Here is a 15,317-nt window from a genome sequence, read left to right on the forward strand (position 1 = left end):
CTTTAGAATCCTACTCAAAAGTGGGGGTGAAAGCAAAAATTTTAGTCTAAAACATCGATCTTTACTTGGTGTTTTAGAAATTAAACAGCCATTTTGTGAAAGGAGGGGAAGAAACCATGAAGATTCTTCGATGGCTTGGCTCGCTGGCCTTCGTGCTGGGGCTTTTTACCACAATCTTTATTGGGGCACCTTACATGATCTACCATGAAACCACATTACTCTGGTGGCTCAAGGCGGCAATATACTGCATAATAGGTGGTATCCTAGTGGTTTTGCTGACCGTAGCCGTTGAACAGCAGAAGGTCAAAACTCCGGAAAAAGAAGTGCCACCTGCTGAGTCCAGACATCCTATTTTGCTCCAGAACACTGCTGAGATTCCTGGACGAGAGATTACTGAAGTTTTGGGTTTGGTTAAGGGACACACGATCTTTGCCATCTGGCTGGGAATATTAGAAGAGTTTTAATTGCTGGTATGACCATTAATATATTGAGTTTCATCGTAGGTGCACTGAGTTTCAACTGGGCGTTTAGTTTCATATTTCAACTTGAACCCAAATATATCTGGAGATGGGTCTCTTTTGGGCTCATTTCTTTAAATCCCCGAATATTATCAATAACAAAAATGTGTATGGGTAATCCAGGTAGTTTCCGTGAAAGTAACGGGAGAAATATTGGAAGATGAAGAGCGTAATCAAATAACCCGTCAACACCATTGAAAGAGTATTGTAGCGATATTGTCTCCACAGAAGGAAGATCATTAGTGGAAACACTAGGAGGACATAGAATATCCAGAAGGGGAAATAATCCGTGGGCTTTACAAATTTGAGTGCGACGAGGGTTCCACCGATTCCCCATCCCCCCATGGGCCAGCTGATTTTGGCTCTTCCTGAAGGAAAATCGATCACATCGTCTTTAAAGCTCGCATAGTCCCAGGCAAGGAAGGGAGCCACAAAAATAAGAACGACTAGAAGAATGACCAGGACTTTTTTCATTAGCGAGGTTTTATTTTTTTCTTTGAATCGGTAGAGATATAGAAGGTAAAAGGGAATCAGCAACCAGGCAAATTGCTTGGTAACGAGGGCTAACCCAAAGGACAGCGCCGACAGCAAAAAATTTTTGATCTTTAAAGCGTAGATGGTCAGGATGAGCAATCCGATGAGCAATATGTCATTAACTCCCCACGATAGATAGTGCAAAAAATTGGGATTCAGTGCGAATAGGGTAACTAAGCACATTTTGTCGGAATAATCACGGGGGAATTTGAGCAAGAGAAAAATGGTCAGAAGATAAACCGCAAGATATATTAGGCGAAGGTCAAACCATCCAAGAAGAACTTTACAGGTGAGATAAAAAGGCAGGGGAAAGATAAAAATGAATGGAAGATAGACGTAGTGGGTGAGGGTCGTCGATTCCGGCCATTTATCCGCCCAGTGCTTCATGGGAGTTTGAAAATAATCTTCGGTGTAGGGATTCTTCCCTTGCAGGATCATCTTCATCGCTTCTTCCGTTTGAACCACTCCGTCGTGGCAAAATTTATGAGGTTGAGATTGAAGTCTTAATCCAATCCTCACGGCTCCGGGTAGGATGCCCACGAGTAAGATGAGTATTCCAAGCATACACATTTTCCGTTTAAAGGCATCCTTTTCCCTTATTTGCTCCTGGTTTCGAGCGATGACATCGAATAGTAGATAAATGATGGCAACCAGAATAGCTGCGGAGGGGAAGAGGAGGAGAAATTTCGGTTCGGTTAGAGAGATCACTGACTTGAGTTGGTGCAGATTGATGATGACGCACAGCAAGATGAAGAGAGCATCCTTCGATGGCAGGATATTATACCCCCTTTCATTGGGAGTCAATTCTTAAACTTTTAAAGCCAGTCTTCTCTTGCCCAAAAGTACGAAGACGATGAAGAAAAGGTTAAATAGAGCCGTTCGGTCCTAAATAGCCAAAAATCTCGCCTTTCTTGACCTCAAGGTTCAGATCAGCCACGCCCAGGGTTTTGCCATAGTACTTGGTCAAGCCCTCAGTACGAATCACTGTGGTCATTCTTGTTACTCCCTTTCTGTACAGAAATTGAAATCACTCTACAGCCTTCGTCGCCTCAGCTAAATCCATGCGGAAAATCCTTCTGATTGGCGGTATCTCCGAAAACGATTCCCACAGCTTCAACAATGTTTTGCACAGAGGTCTGCTCGTAGCCCTGCTTGTAAAACAGCTCTTTGGCTGCTTGCAATAACTCAATTTTACGTTCTTCCGGATATTTTACCACACGAGCCAATTGTGTCCTTCTTCTGTGAAGCTTTTGTTCGTGTCAACATTTAGTAGGCGAGTCTCCTAGCATAGATATCAACACGCAACTTGAATCCTTGATAGTTCACGTAAGACCTTAACCCATGGTCTTGAAGAATGTGGACCAACAAGTGCTGGCATGTGAGTTGTGAGCCAGCCTTCAGGATCTTCTTTTAGTTTAGATTGGATACGCTTTGCTGCTTTTAAGATATCTACAACCTTCTGTTTCTCCTCCATCCCTATCCTTTTTCTTGCCTCACCTTCCCTTGGCTCTTTTTTAACCTTTAGAATGGCCTCTAGTTTTTCAGCTGATCCCAAAATTGCTGCTTCATAGTAAGCGCTAACAGCTTTCTCATCATTTCCCAGCGCCCATTTCAGGCTTTTTAGGATATGGTATTTGGAAAGCTCGAAAACCGAGTTCGGAAAGCTATCTTCGGCCTGCTTAACCCATGAAGCTCCATCACCTCCAATAACAAAGTTTTCTATGGATGAAAGATCGTACTTTTGAGAAAGTGAGCTTGAAAATGCTTGCCAGAAGGATTCTCCTTCCTCAATTCCTGCATGAATGGTCTTTTGAACCAAGGAAAACTCTTTTCCCCGAGGCTCCCGCCTTCATAAGATATTGCAAGTTTTACCTCACATCGCCTCTCTTCTTCCTTCTGGAGAGCGATTCCAACTCCATCTGCCTCAATGAAGAGGCGATGTATTTCTCTTCCCTCCGAAGGGGGAAGTTCACCACTCTCAAAAAGTGAGACTCTTTCTTTTTCCTCCTCTTCTGCTTTAGCCTCTCCCACTTCTCTGATTAGGGTGTGAAGTTTTCCATGGCTTACACTTGTCCCTTTGGGAAGAAGGTGAGAGATTATATCGGCTGCCTCACGAAAAGTGGTGCGTGTTGCAAGAAGTGTACCTGCCTCCTCAAGAGATGCTGAAAGAATTCCTTTAAGATCTAACCTGACATGCTGATTTACCAGGCATGATAAATCTTAACTTAAAATTTTGTCTGTCTACCGACAGTAGACTTTTCATTCCATCCAACCCTAGGTATTGAAGAATCCTTCAAGGAAGGATAAATTTGAAATAAGATATTAACCTCGCAGGTAAGGACTATGAGGAGGTCTGAGTCCCATTTTGCATTTTTGCAGCAATTATGGATGAAAAAGATTTTCCCGAAATGATTAAAATCATTGCTCAGAATTATTGTGTGCGCCCTTGGTCCAAGAACCTATCTCCTTTTGAAGTAATCGTTTCCACCATTCTTTCACAGGCGACGGAGCGGCGGGGGAATATCAAAGCCTTTGAGAACCTTAAGGATAAATTTGAAATGACCCCGGAAAGCTTCCTTCAAGCCGATATCACTGAACTCGCGGAATGCATCCGTCCCGCTGGTCTTCATAGTGCCAAAGCTTCGAAGCTCAAAAGGCTCGCCGAAGTTTTACTCCATCAATACGAGGGTGATTTGATGAAGATACTACGGCTTCCAGAGGATGAGGCAAGAAAGGAGTTGATGAAATTACCTGGAGTGGGACCCAAAACCGCGGATGTGCTACTCAATTTCGTTGCCGGACGCGATGTCTTCCCCGTGGATACACACATCATAAGGATTGCCAGGAGATTGGGCATGGTGGGCAGGAAAGCCAGTTACGATGAAATCAAAAAGGCTTTTGAGAGGGTGATACCAGCGGGTGAAAGGCGAAGAGTGCACCTAGCTTTGATCGAATTCGGGAGAAATGTTTGCAGGGCGAGACCCAGGTGTGAGGCTTGCCCCATTTTCAGCTTCTGTGGGAAGCTAGGGCTTTGATTGGATACTTACCATGCGCGTCAATTTGCGAATTGCGTCATGAAAATTTAAATTTTTACGTAATTATCCCTGCTAAACAGGTAGTGAGGGGACTGTCCCCAAAGAGAGGGGGGATTTTTAGTGCGGATAGCTGAACTACTACAGAGCATTAAAAACCACCCGGATTTTGATCGAGTGGGCATGATCCTCTGTCACAATGGGGTAGTCAGAGGCTTCTCCAGGGATGGACGGAGGGTCACGGGAGTAAAGGTCGACGTCGATCACGAAAGGTTAGATGAGTTAATCAAGGAAATGAAAACTTGCCCTGGGATAACTGAGATCCTCGCGGAGGTATACGAAGGCAAATTATCCGTGGGTGACGACATCATGTACGTACTCGTGGCCGGCGACATACGAGACAATGTCTTTCCGGTTTTAAAAGAAACGGTCGACCGAATCAAGAAAGAGGTCCTTAAAAAAGAAGAGGATATAGCTTAAATTACAGAGAGTGCGGTGGAATTTATGCCGGAGCTACCGGACGTTGAAGCCGTCATTGACAGAATAAAGGGTGATGTTCTGGGGGAAATCTTCAAGGACGTTGAAATATTCATTCCCGACCCCATCCAAATACCCCCCTGGCCCGAATTCAAGGAGAGACTCGTGGGCGCCAAAATCCTCGATATTTGGCGGCGGGGCAAATTTATCCTCTTGCCCTTAAGCAACGGTTTTACTTTCATCGTTCATCTGCGGATGACAGGGAATTTAATCTATTGCGATCCTTGGGAGGAAATACACAAGCATACCCGCGTCGTTTTTACCTTTGAAAGTGGAAAGCAACTTCGCTTCACCGATCAACGGAAGCTGGGGAAGATGTACGTGGTTCCCGACGAGGACTTCAGCGGAATCAAGGCTCTATACACTATGGGTCCCGAACCCCTGAATGAGGATTTCACTCTTGATGTATTCATCGAACTGTTAAGGAGGAGAAAGGGCAGGATAAAAAGTTTACTCATGGATCAAGGTTTCATCGCCGGAATCGGAAACGTCTACGGCGATGTGATTCTATGGGAAGCGAAGATTCATCCCCAGAGGCGTGTAAACGAGTTGAACCCCGCAGAGATCAGAAGATTATTTTACAGCATAAAGGAAGTACTCAATGAATCGGTGAGAAATTACTATTCAATCCATGAGCGCCCCGATTGGTTCCTGATGGGACGAAGGGAAGGCATCTGCCCGAGGTGTGCCCCGCCGTTGGACGCCGTGAAAATCCAGGGGAGATATTCGCACTTTTGTCCAAGATGCCAGCCTCGCTAATTTTCTCCCTTTCTCTTATCTTGTTCGCATCGCGATGATTATGGCATATAATGGGAAACGAGGGAAATGGAGGGACAGATGACCAAAGTATTCGTGGGCACGAGCGGTTACAATTATCTACATTGGTGGAATGGTGTCTTTTATCCTCCCGATGTTCCCCAGAGAAAATGGCTCGAATTCTACGCTCAACATTTCGACACAGTGGAATTAAATGTCTCCTTCTACCGCCTTCCAAAAAGGAAGGTTTTCGAGGGATGGCGCAATCGTACACCCAATAATTTCATCTTTGCCGTTAAAGGCAGTCGTTTCATCACCCACGTCAAGAAACTAGCCGGTTGCGAGGATCCCTTGAAGCTATTCTTCGATAACGCCAGTGGTTTAAAGGAGAAGCTAGGGATCGTTTTATGGCAGCTCCCACCGGGACTCCACATGAATGAGGAGAGATTGGAGGAATTTTGTGGATTGCTCGCCCAGAATGAGATTGCTCGAAATACCCGCCATGCATTCGAGTTCCGCCATAAGAGCTGGTTCTGCGATGAAATCTACGAATTACTTTCAAAGTACAATTTTTCTCTCTGCGTTGCCCACTCAAATCGCTGGCCCTTTGTGGAAATCTCCACTGCGGACTTCGTCTATCTGCGTTTCCACGGCGGGGAGATCCTCTATGGCTCCAATTACTCCGATGGTGAGCTTAAAGGCTGGTCCTCTGAAGCGAAAAAATGGCTCCATGAGGGGAGAGATATTTACGCTTATTTCAATAATGACGCCTATGGCTTTGCCGTTTATAATGCCTTAAAATTAAGAGAGTTGATTCAGGGATAGGCATTATCTCGAAACCCGAAACTCGCAACTCGAAACAGAATAAGGGTAGCTTTGGTTTTTTGGCTCCCTTTTATGATCTTGAAATTAAAACCAAGGGTCTTCGCATCCATTCTCATCTTCAGAAGAGAAGATATTGCTATAGTATAAGGAGAGGGTAGAGGGAAAAGTCTAGAAGGAAAGACTAAACCAATTTGGAAATTTCTTAAGGAAGTCTCTATACTTTAGACTCATCCCTCATCCTTTTGATGTTGATGAAACTGGAGGAATATTGGGAAAAGCGAAAATTTGAGAAGACTCCCGAACCGAGGGGAGAGATAAAGGAGACTGGTCTTAACCGATTCGTGGTGCAAAAGCACCAAGCTACTCGCCTCCATTACGATTTTCGTCTGGAGATAGACGGTGTCCTGAAGTCCTGGGCTGTGCCGAAGGGGATTCCCACTAAACGGGGCATCAAACATCTCGCAGTTAAGGTCGAGGTTCATCCCGTAGACTACATCGATTTTGAGGGAATCATCCCTCCCGGTGAATATGGGGCGGGGACCGTTGAGATTTGGGACTCCGGAGAGTATGAACTCATCGAAAGGAAATCCGATCGCCTCGAATTCATCCTCAAGGGAAAACGCCTGAGTGGAAAATTCGTGCTGATCCTCATGCGCAAGAAGGGGAAGGGAAATTGGTTGCTCTTTAAAGCATAATAACAGACCCCAAAGTGTATTATTCGAGATGGGTTAAAGTACTCCGAAAACACGTGGTCGGCTGGTTTCAATTTAACTAAAGCCATACCCAGCTGCCACTCGCGTCTCGCCTCCCTACGAAACTATGAGAATGCTTAAGAAGTTTTCATAGAATTGGGAAGATGCTTGGTATCTCCACAAGTTGGCTTTCACGCAGGGTAAAAAGGGGTGAAGAAATGTTGAGGGAATTACTTTCCCTTGAGGCGCATGTGATTGAACTCGAGTATCACATCACCCCTCATCTTTTCTCCGAACTACGCCCTCTACTCAAAAAAGAAGAATTGACCGTGGTGAGCATACATAATTTCTTCCCCGTTCCCAATATCTTGGAGAGGGGAAGCGGAGATGCATTTTTCTTTACCTCCGATGACGATAAAGAACGAGAACTCGCGGTGGAGTACACCTTAAGGACGATTCGATATGCTTCTGAGCTTGAGACAAAGGTGGTCATCCTGCACTTGGGGAATATTCCTTTGAAAGCGAATCTGGATCATCTGTACGAGCTCCACGACGAGGGAAAGGGAGATACCGATGAAGCTCACGAGCTGAGGGAGGAGTTGAAGGATGAGAGGAGGAGAAAAGTCCAAAAGTATTTCGATCGAGCTCTTCTAAGTCTGGATAAGTTGGTCCCCGTGGCGGAGAAACTCGGTGTTATCTTGGGGATTGAGACTCGCTATCATTACCATGAGATTCCCTCTCATGAGGAAATAGGCTTCATCTTGAGGGAATTTGAGGGGGCTCCCGTTGCATATTGGCACGATGTCGGTCACGCTCACAATCTGGAGTATGTCGGATTCACCAGCCAGAAGGATTTTTTGGATGGTTATGCCTCCAACATAGTGGGGATGCACCTGCATGATGCCAAGGGGAGAGAGGATCACTTTGCACCGGGAACGGGCGATGTGGACTTTTCCTTGCTTAAATCATATTTGAAAGAGGAGACCATCAAAGTTATAGAGGTTCATCCAAAGGTTTCTCGCGCGGAACTCCTCGATAGTTTCAAATTCCTGAAGGACTTAAGCATATCTTAAAGCCTAAAGGAGGTTAAGATGGCTTTTTCCCTCATTTACATAACCGCGGCGAATATCGACGAAGCGAGGAGGATAGCTCGGACGATTGTAGAGAAAAGGTTGGTTGCCTGCGCCAACATCGTTCCCAGAATTGAATCCTTCTATTGGTGGCAAGGCAAAATTTGCGAAGATGAAGAGGTACTCATCTTCGCCAAGACGGAAATGAGATTGGTGAAGGAAGTACTCTCAGAGGTCAAAGGGCTACACAGTTATGAGGTTCCGGCGATCCTTTCTTTTGATATCTCCGAGGGCAATCCCGATTTCCTGGATTGGATTGCCCAGGAAGTAAAATAACAGCGAGAAAGCAAATAAGAGTGATGTTGTGTCCAGGCGAGCGATAATCCACGTCGATATGGATGCCTTCTTCGCCGCAATCGAGCAACAAAGGCATCCAGGGTATAAAGGAAAACCAGTTGTCGTGGGAGGAAATGGCGATCCTCATAAAAGAGGGGTCGTTTCCACTGCCTCTTATGAAGCTCGCAAGTATGGCATAAAATCCGCTATGCCTCTAAGGCTTGCCTTTCGGAAGTGTCCTCACGCCATCTTTCTTCCGGTGGATTTCAAAAAATACTCTGAAGTATCTCAAGGACTGATGAGGATATTGAGAGATTATACCTCTTTAGTGGAGTCCCTGGGTCTGGATGAAGCATTCCTCGATGTAACCGAAAGTAAAAGGGATCCATTGGAAATCGCAAGGGAGATCAAGGGGAGGGTAAAAGAGGAATTGGGCTTGACAGCCTCCGTGGGTGTTGCCCCCAATAAACTTTTAGCCAAGATAGCCTCTGGCTTAAACAAGCCGGATGGTCTTACATCGATTGGGAGAAAGATTGTTCAAAGGGTTCTATCGCCGCTTCCCGTGTCCACCTTGTGGGGCGTGGGGAGGAAAACGGAAGCCCGTCTTAAGGACATGGGGATAAGCACCATTGGCGATCTCGTGAAGGTGCCGTTAAAGACTCTTCAAGCGACCTTCGGTAAGGTCTATGGGCAGATGCTTTACAATCATGCTCGGGGTATCGACGAAACCCCGGTCATTGCCTTCCATGAGCCAAAATCGATGGGAAGAGAAACAACCTTTCAGGTAGACACGACCGATTTGAATTTAGTAAGAGATACCCTATTCCGATTCGTGAAATTCCTCGTCAAGGAGTTGCGCCATGCGGATTATCAAGGGAGGACGATCACCGTGAAGATAAGGTACAGCGACTTTTCCACCCACACGAGGTCTCACACCTCACCCGAACCTGTGGATTCCCAGGAGATTATTTACAACGAGGTTCTCGCTCTCTTACCCAAGTTTGATCTTTCAAGGAAAGTGAGACTGGTTGGGGTGAGGGTTTCAAACTTGGTGAAGTCCGACTGATTTTTATATGTGAAAACAGAGAAATTTTATGAGAAAATTAACCAAATAGCGAATTCAATAAAAAGTCAAGTGTTAAGGGGGTTAAAGGAAGATGAAAAGAAATGTAATCATCGCCATTGCCATCATTGCGGTGTGTTTCCTTCTTTTTGTTGGACTTGTTACCACGGTGTGTCTGATTAGCTTACCTGCAGCCAGGGCGGAGAAGGTTGCGGTGATAAATTTGAATGGTTCCATAAGTGAGGATGGGCAAAGCTCCCCCTTCGTTCAACCGGGAATTACGCCAAGGTATGTCCATAAACAACTGGAGCGAGCTCGAAAGGACCCACAGGTAAAAGCAATTATTTTGAAGGTTGATAGCCCCGGTGGTGCGGTGGGAGCCTCGCAGGAGATCGCCGGGGAGGTCAAAAGGGCCAAAAAACCCATCGTTGTTTGCATGGGAGATATGGCGGCTTCCGGTGGTTACTACATCTCCGCTCCCGCGGACAAAATTGTGGCAAAACCCGGGACGCTCACCGGAAGCATCGGTGTGGTTTCTCAGGTTGCAGATCTTTCGGGTCTTTATGAAAAGCTGGGAATAAAACTTCAGACCATCAAGTCAGGGAAGCACAAGGACATGTTCCAAAGGCAGCTCACTGCGGAAGAGAAAGAAATCATGCAAGCGATGTGCGATGAGTTATATGATCAATTCATAAAGGAGGTAGCCAAGGATAGGAAATTGCCCGAGACAAAGGTAAGAAAAATCGCTACGGGTGAACTTTACACGGGAGTGGAAGCGAAGAAACTCGGTCTAATCGATGAGTTGGGTGACTATCAAAAGGCAATTGATCTGGCGACGAAGCTCGGTAAAGCGAAAAAGCCAGTTGTGGAAGAATATCCTCCTCGAACGATCTGGGAGACCTTGTTCGGACTCAGTTCACAATTGCAGCGTGTCATCTTCGCCAAAACTTTTGGGAAGGATTACCTGCTTTTAAGGGATCTACAAAACGCTTTCCCATTGCCAAGATATGGCGCATATTAAAGCACTAAACTCCCAAGGAGTGTGTCAATCCTTCACGAGGGAATAAAAATAAGAGATGTACGAACCGAGATTCTATCGAGAGAAAATGCTCGCCAAAGGTTTAGTTTCTTTCCAGGTATTGGTGTCCGAAACCGACCTATACCTCAGTGCTAATGGAAATTTTTACCATCAAGCACTGGAAGCCGTTTTAAAATATCGCAAAGATTTGGAAGAGTTCATCGCCAAACACCCCATTTTTAAAACCACTCTCAAGCCTTATGACGTTCCCGATTCGGCTCCAGAAATAGTCAAAAGTATGGCTGAGGCGGCTAGGAAAGTCGATGTGGGACCCATGGCCGCCGTGGCCGGTGCCATCGCGGAGTTCGTGGGGCGAGATTTATTGAAATTTTCACGGGAGGTCATCGTTGAAAACGGCGGAGATATCTTCATCAAGACCAGGAAACCCCGAAAGATTGCCATTTACGCTGGAGATTCTCCATTGAGCAACAAAATTGCCATCGAAATTAAGCCGGATCAAACACCCTTGGGGGTCTGCACTTCAGCTGGGACTCTCGGTCACTCCTTAAGTTTTGGGGAAGCCGATGCGGTGGTCGTTTTATCTCAGGATACTTGTCTGGCCGATGCAACCGCCACAGCCATTGGCAATCAGGTGCACAGGCCCGAGGATATCGATAGGGCGCTAACTTATGCTCAGACAATCGTTGGACTCATGGGTGTTGTCATCATAAAGGGCAATAAAATGGGAGTCTGGGGTGATCTGGAGATATCACCTTTGTAAGTGGTCTAACCAATAATTATTATACGTGGGCATAAATCTTAAACAGTAGTTTCAAATTCAAAATTTAAAACTCAAAATGAAAAATGACAATGTAAAATTCAAAATTAAGTCCTATGTCCGACGGAGATACTTATGGAACTGTTCTGCATATTCCCTGCAGTTGTAAGGTGACTAAACGAGGCATCTGGGATTTGACTCGGACTTTGAAAACAAGAAACATGGAATTTAGGCGCCGGTACATTTTAGTGTTGCTATTTTGATCTTTCACGAACTTTTTTCATGTATTTAAAGATGTTTTTCCAGCATTTGAGGCTTTCTATTTGAATATCTGGCTACTCATTAGCGATTAAAATTTCTTTATGATCGCCTTGGCTCCCATGACAGGGAAATTGATCGCCGAACTGGTTGTCAAGGAAAGACCATCGATATCCTTGGATGAATTCGGTTTGGAGCGGTTCAAATAAGCTTTGAGCCATCAGTTTCCAGCCATCAGCTTTCGGCTCTGAGCGGAGGGAAAGACTGAATTGCCATGTCTTACAGGGAATTTGAATTAAGCTACGGGCATCAAAAGATAAAATTCTCGATTCGGGATGAAAATCTTCTGGGCGTGATTCAAGCGAAAAAGATGTCACCTCTACCCAATCCTCGAGAGAGGGTGAGGGAGAGCTTAAGGAATCCCGATAATTTTCCTCCTCTCTCTGAAATAATCAAGCCAGGGGGGAGGATAGCCATCCTGGTCTCGGATAGGACCAGGGCAGCGAAATCCGATCTTATATTATCCGCATTATTGGATGAGCTTAATTCCTCGGGTGTTCCCAATGAAGATATCTTCATAACCTTTGCCACGGGTACCCATCACAGACATACGAGGGAGGAGCAGCAACAAATTGTGGGCGAAGAGGTTTCTGAGAAAGTGACTCTCTACGACCATGTTTGCAACGATCGAAATAATCTCAAATATGTGGGCACCACGAGTAGGGGGACGAGGGTCGAACTCAATAGGCAAGTACTTGAAGCTGACAGGATAATCCTCACGGGGACCATTGTTTACCACTATTTTGCGGGTTTCGGGGGTGGAAGAAAAAGCATCCTCCCCGGAATAGCTTCCTTTGAAGCCATACAATCCAACCATCGACTCGTCTTAAATCCTGGTAAGGGTAGGAACCCCCTCGCCAGGACGGGCATACTCAATGGAAATTCCGTCCATGAGGATATGGTTGAAGCTGCGTCCATGGTCAATCCCGATTTTCTGTGCAATGTGGTTTTAAATGATGATGGGGAATTGTCGGGAATTTTCGCTGGGCATTGGAGGAGGACTCATGAGAAAGGTTGCCGTTTCGTAGATGAGCATTATAGGGTCAAAGTCAGCGAAAAGGCCGATTTAGTCGTGGTGAGCTGTGGGGGACATCCCATGGATGTAAACTTCGCTCAGTCCCACAAAGCCATGGACAATGCCTCTTTCATTCTTCGGGACGGGGGAGTGATGATTCTTTTGGCTGAGTGTGGCGAGGGCTATCCTTCACCTGAGTATCGTAAGTGGTTGAAGTATCGATGCAAGGAAGAGATCGAGGAGGTTTTACGGGAGAGGTTTTCCATTCCCGGACATACTATATACTCCGCCATGGAGAAGGCGGAGAGATTTCACATCATTCTGGTGACCGAATTAAACCCGAATGATGTGCATCGCCTGGGGTTGACTCCGGCGAGCTCAATCGAGGAAGCTTTGGGCATCGCTCGGGCCGAATTGGGGGAAGCCCCATCTGCTTATGTCATGCCCCGAGGATACACCACTCTGGGGACAGTCCCCACATAATCTTTCTACCTCGAATAATTAAGTAAATTTTTCAAATTTCTCTCAACTTGTCTCTTTACCCAAAAACTTGTCTCGCTTTCTTTTTTAGTTTATACTTTCCCCTAAAATTGCTATTTAACTTTCAAATTGTCACCGATTTCTCACGGGAGAGAGGAAATGCCAAGAAAGTCCAGGGGAATACTCTTTGAGGGAATTTATCATGTAACTTCGCGAGGAAATAATCAGTCATCAATTTTTCTGGACGATACCGATAAAATCAAATTTTTGGATATGGTCGCTGGCTATAAGAGGAAATTTGCTTTTAGGTTATTTTCTTACGCTCTTTTGACTAACCATTTTCACTTGCTCATTTCCTTGGGATATCCTTCGGACTCCCAAGTTCCCCTTTCCAAGATAATGGGATGCCTTCTCACATCTTATTCCACGTATTTTAACAGAAGACATAATCGCTCTGGCCACGTTTTTCAAGGTCGATATGGTTCAAGGCGAGTTGAGAACGATGCCTATCTTTTGCAGGTTATCCGCTATATCCATTTAAATCCAGTGATGGCTGGCTTGTGTGAGCAGCTCGAAGATTGGCGTTTTTCAAGCCATCGTTGTTACTTGGGATTTGAGGATGATCCTCTGGTTGATAAGGAAGAAATGCTCTTCTTATTTGCCAAACGTCCCACCGTGCAAATTAAAAGGTATGAAAATTTCATTCATGATGGCTTGAAGTTACTTGAAGCTATGAAGATCTCATTCGAGGAGAAATTTGGTCTCGATTGAAGAAAATGCAAGGTAAATGTATTGGGGAGGGACTGTCCCCTAAAATATCAGTAATAATCCAACACATGTGGGCACGGATCCGATGATGAGTTTTGAGAGTTCGACATCATGACCTGTGAATTTTGCCGCCGGATAGATGGAAAAGGATGACACTGCGACTATAATGGCAATTTCCAAGGCTCCCACAAGGAACTTCACTAGGGCAACCCGATTTCTACTGATGGGTTTTGAAAGCAGGAATTCCATCGTTTGCTTTGAGGCTTCCGAGGCGAATAATCCCATACCCATCAAAATGGCCAGAATCGTACCGAATTGGTAGAGATTCTTTCCAAACCACTGGGACCAGATATAGAAATCATACTGCTTCTCCATAAGCTCAATTTGTGCAAGGGCTTCTTTTGGCAAGGGGAAAGGCACAGTCTTTAGGGTCTCTTTGAGAAATTCTTTGAAGAGCCACTCATAGAGCAAGGGCAAGCTTGCTGCGAAAAGCACGAAGACGATGAGTCCAATGATGAACCGCCATCTTGATTCCCTGAGCTCCTTCCAAAACATTATTTCTCATCTCCCTTAACTTCTTCCATGAAGATATCTTCCAGGTTCAGATCTATTACCTCCAGGGCGAAGAGGGGCTGTTTCTGGAGTTCGGCGAGGACGAGGTTACATCCCCGTCGACGGTTAGGAGATAACCCCTTTCTTCTCTTTCCACCTTGGTCACAGCCGGAATGGCATTGAGTTCAGTTGGTTCGATTTCCTTTTGGAAAACCACTCTTACCCTCTTTTCTTTAAGCTTTAACTCTTCCATGGGGCTCACTTTAACTAACTTTCCCTTGTTGATTATGCCAACCCAGTCGGCTATTCTTTCCACGTCATTTAAGATGTGAGATGAGAAAAAAATAGTCCTTTCGGCTTCGGTGAGTTCTTTTTTTGACCGACGAAGGTCCCTCTCCCTGGGACTGTGCTTATTACTCCCTCTCGTTCCAGCTCTTGATAAGCTTTTGCCACGGTATTGGGATTGATGGTTAAGTCCACGGCGAGTTGTCTAACCGTGGGCAACCTATCGCCGGGCACGAGCACCCCCGAGGCAACGGCGCGTTTAACCTGGTTAACGATCTGCAAGTATATGGGAAGAAACCCTAAATGACTCATGATACACGATCCAAAGTGCACGTTAAAACATTTTTATCCGATGTTCTATTATCTCAACTTTGCTATCGATCTTTTTCTCAGACCCAACTTCCCTGACAACTACCTCATCTTCTTCCCAATTTAAGGGCTTTTTAAGATATTTATCCACCTTGACCACCTTACCAATTGAGACCCATTTATCACCGTATTCCTCATATTCAGCTTCCTCTCCGGAAGGAGGTCCAATCTCCACTGGAGGCAAAACTCTTGTGACTGTTCCTTCAAGGATGATGGAGGAGGATTCCACAAGGGAGGAAAGTCCTCTTATCATATCCTCGGGAGACATTTTTCCGATTTTTGAGAGAGGTACCTCTTCGGCGAATTTATACTTTTTGGTAGTGTCAAGATAATTGTGTAAATTCCTTCAAGGGTTTCTTCTCCCACTTAGA

General features: G+C 45.3%; 18 protein-coding genes and 3 pseudogenes. 13 read left to right on the plus strand and 8 right to left on the minus strand.

All coding sequences use genetic code 11. The features are described from left to right. The first annotated feature begins 116 nt into the window (after positions 1-116). Entirely contained in the window at positions 117-464 is a 348-nt protein-coding gene (locus tag QMD66_07275) for a hypothetical protein (protein MDI6822631.1), read from the plus strand. A 120-nt stretch (positions 465-584) separates the two neighbouring features. Here QMD66_07275 and QMD66_07280 read toward each other — a convergent pair whose 3' ends face one another. The 4 genes and pseudogenes from QMD66_07280 to QMD66_07295 form a co-directional block, all read right to left on the minus strand. Then, positions 585-1,856, minus strand: coding sequence for a hypothetical protein (locus tag QMD66_07280; GenBank protein MDI6822632.1), 1,272 nt, complete (start codon positions 1,854-1,856; stop codon positions 585-587). A gap of 67 nt (positions 1,857-1,923) precedes the next feature. Beyond that, positions 1,924-2,046: pseudogene (locus QMD66_07285) on the minus strand (ABC transporter ATP-binding protein). Between the two features lie 55 nt (positions 2,047-2,101). Further along, positions 2,102-2,269: a helix-turn-helix domain-containing protein gene (locus QMD66_07290; protein MDI6822633.1), complete on the minus strand. Its 168-nt coding sequence runs from the start codon at positions 2,267-2,269 to the stop codon at positions 2,102-2,104. Positions 2,270-2,346: 77 nt separating this feature from the next. Then, positions 2,347-2,886 (minus strand): annotated as a pseudogene (locus QMD66_07295) (UPF0236 family protein). A 574-nt stretch (positions 2,887-3,460) separates the two neighbouring features. Here QMD66_07295 and nth point away from each other — a divergent pair. The 12 genes from nth to QMD66_07355 all read left to right on the plus strand — a co-directional run bounded on the left by nth (position 3,461) and on the right by QMD66_07355 (position 13,743). Beyond that, entirely contained in the window at positions 3,461-4,087 is a 627-nt protein-coding gene (nth, locus tag QMD66_07300) for an endonuclease III (GenBank protein ID MDI6822634.1), read from the plus strand. 120 nt (positions 4,088-4,207) lie between these two features. Next, positions 4,208-4,564, plus strand: coding sequence for a molybdenum cofactor biosynthesis protein MoaE (locus tag QMD66_07305; GenBank protein ID MDI6822635.1), 357 nt, complete (start codon positions 4,208-4,210; stop codon positions 4,562-4,564). A 24-nt stretch (positions 4,565-4,588) separates the two neighbouring features. Further along, on the plus strand, positions 4,589-5,380 hold the full coding sequence (gene mutM / locus QMD66_07310; protein MDI6822636.1) for a DNA-formamidopyrimidine glycosylase: 792 nt from the start codon (positions 4,589-4,591) through the stop codon (positions 5,378-5,380). A gap of 78 nt (positions 5,381-5,458) precedes the next feature. Beyond that, positions 5,459-6,202, plus strand: a complete 744-nt coding sequence (locus QMD66_07315; GenBank protein MDI6822637.1) for a DUF72 domain-containing protein — start codon at positions 5,459-5,461, stop codon at positions 6,200-6,202. Positions 6,203-6,453: 251 nt separating this feature from the next. Beyond that, positions 6,454-6,897 carry a DNA polymerase ligase N-terminal domain-containing protein gene (locus tag QMD66_07320; GenBank protein MDI6822638.1) on the plus strand — a complete coding sequence of 148 codons (444 nt, stop codon included), beginning with the start codon at positions 6,454-6,456 and terminating at the stop codon, positions 6,895-6,897. A 161-nt stretch (positions 6,898-7,058) separates the two neighbouring features. Further along, the gene (locus tag QMD66_07325) at positions 7,059-7,967 is read left to right on the plus strand and encodes a TIM barrel protein (GenBank protein ID MDI6822639.1); all 909 of its coding nucleotides are present in this window, start codon (positions 7,059-7,061) and stop codon (positions 7,965-7,967) included. An 18-nt stretch (positions 7,968-7,985) separates the two neighbouring features. Continuing rightward, complete coding sequence (gene cutA, locus QMD66_07330) at positions 7,986-8,300, plus strand: divalent-cation tolerance protein CutA (GenBank protein MDI6822640.1); 315 nt, start codon at positions 7,986-7,988, stop codon at positions 8,298-8,300. A gap of 28 nt (positions 8,301-8,328) precedes the next feature. Continuing rightward, positions 8,329-9,366: a DNA polymerase IV gene (locus tag QMD66_07335; GenBank protein ID MDI6822641.1), complete on the plus strand. Its 1,038-nt coding sequence runs from the start codon at positions 8,329-8,331 to the stop codon at positions 9,364-9,366. A 91-nt stretch (positions 9,367-9,457) separates the two neighbouring features. Then, on the plus strand, positions 9,458-10,384 hold the full coding sequence (gene sppA / locus QMD66_07340; GenBank protein ID MDI6822642.1) for a signal peptide peptidase SppA: 927 nt from the start codon (positions 9,458-9,460) through the stop codon (positions 10,382-10,384). 55 nt (positions 10,385-10,439) lie between these two features. After that, entirely contained in the window at positions 10,440-11,162 is a 723-nt protein-coding gene (locus QMD66_07345; protein ID MDI6822643.1) for a UPF0280 family protein, read from the plus strand. 529 nt (positions 11,163-11,691) lie between these two features. Next, on the plus strand, positions 11,692-12,975 hold the full coding sequence (gene larA / locus QMD66_07350) for a nickel-dependent lactate racemase (protein MDI6822644.1): 1,284 nt from the start codon (positions 11,692-11,694) through the stop codon (positions 12,973-12,975). A 156-nt stretch (positions 12,976-13,131) separates the two neighbouring features. After that, positions 13,132-13,743, plus strand: a complete 612-nt coding sequence (locus QMD66_07355; GenBank protein MDI6822645.1) for a transposase — start codon at positions 13,132-13,134, stop codon at positions 13,741-13,743. Between the two features lie 39 nt (positions 13,744-13,782). Here the strand turns inward: QMD66_07355 and QMD66_07360 are convergent, their stop codons facing one another. From QMD66_07360 to QMD66_07375, 4 genes and pseudogenes are all read right to left on the minus strand, one after another. After that, positions 13,783-14,295 (minus strand): ABC transporter permease subunit, encoded by a 513-nt coding sequence (locus tag QMD66_07360; GenBank protein MDI6822646.1) that lies wholly within the window; start codon positions 14,293-14,295, stop codon positions 13,783-13,785. Between the two features lie 55 nt (positions 14,296-14,350). Next, positions 14,351-14,545 (minus strand): hypothetical protein, encoded by a 195-nt coding sequence (locus QMD66_07365; protein ID MDI6822647.1) that lies wholly within the window; start codon positions 14,543-14,545, stop codon positions 14,351-14,353. A gap of 128 nt (positions 14,546-14,673) precedes the next feature. Then, positions 14,674-14,889: pseudogene (locus QMD66_07370) on the minus strand (GntR family transcriptional regulator). A 22-nt stretch (positions 14,890-14,911) separates the two neighbouring features. Further along, a complete protein-coding gene (locus QMD66_07375; GenBank protein MDI6822648.1) occupies positions 14,912-15,214 on the minus strand; it encodes a hypothetical protein in 303 nt (100 codons plus the stop codon). Positions 15,215-15,317: the final 103 nt, after the last annotated feature.

The organism is Actinomycetota bacterium (genome assembly GCA_030018275.1).
GTDB lineage: Bacteria > Actinomycetota > Aquicultoria > Subteraquimicrobiales > Subteraquimicrobiaceae > Subteraquimicrobium.

Bases quoted from the DNA above. Each gene is read 5' to 3' on its own strand.
- larA (MDI6822644.1), top strand. From the start codon at position 11,692: ATGTCTTACAGGGAATTTGAATTAAGCTACGGGCATCAAAAGATAAAA.
- QMD66_07320 (MDI6822638.1), top strand. From the start codon at position 6,454: ATGAAACTGGAGGAATATTGGGAAAAGCGAAAATTTGAGAAGACTCCC.
- nth (MDI6822634.1), top strand. From the start codon at position 3,461: ATGATTAAAATCATTGCTCAGAATTATTGTGTGCGCCCTTGGTCCAAG.
- mutM (MDI6822636.1), top strand. From the start codon at position 4,589: ATGCCGGAGCTACCGGACGTTGAAGCCGTCATTGACAGAATAAAGGGT.
- QMD66_07345 (MDI6822643.1), top strand. From the start codon at position 10,440: ATGTACGAACCGAGATTCTATCGAGAGAAAATGCTCGCCAAAGGTTTA.
- QMD66_07275 (MDI6822631.1), top strand. From the start codon at position 117: ATGAAGATTCTTCGATGGCTTGGCTCGCTGGCCTTCGTGCTGGGGCTT.
- cutA (MDI6822640.1), top strand. From the start codon at position 7,986: ATGGCTTTTTCCCTCATTTACATAACCGCGGCGAATATCGACGAAGCG.
- QMD66_07325 (MDI6822639.1), top strand. From the start codon at position 7,059: ATGCTTGGTATCTCCACAAGTTGGCTTTCACGCAGGGTAAAAAGGGGT.
- QMD66_07360 (MDI6822646.1), bottom strand. From the start codon at position 14,295: ATGTTTTGGAAGGAGCTCAGGGAATCAAGATGGCGGTTCATCATTGGA.
- sppA (MDI6822642.1), top strand. From the start codon at position 9,458: ATGAAAAGAAATGTAATCATCGCCATTGCCATCATTGCGGTGTGTTTC.
- QMD66_07375 (MDI6822648.1), bottom strand. From the start codon at position 15,214: ATGTCTCCCGAGGATATGATAAGAGGACTTTCCTCCCTTGTGGAATCC.
- QMD66_07365 (MDI6822647.1), bottom strand. From the start codon at position 14,545: ATGGAAGAGTTAAAGCTTAAAGAAAAGAGGGTAAGAGTGGTTTTCCAA.
- QMD66_07315 (MDI6822637.1), top strand. From the start codon at position 5,459: ATGACCAAAGTATTCGTGGGCACGAGCGGTTACAATTATCTACATTGG.
- QMD66_07355 (MDI6822645.1), top strand. From the start codon at position 13,132: ATGCCAAGAAAGTCCAGGGGAATACTCTTTGAGGGAATTTATCATGTA.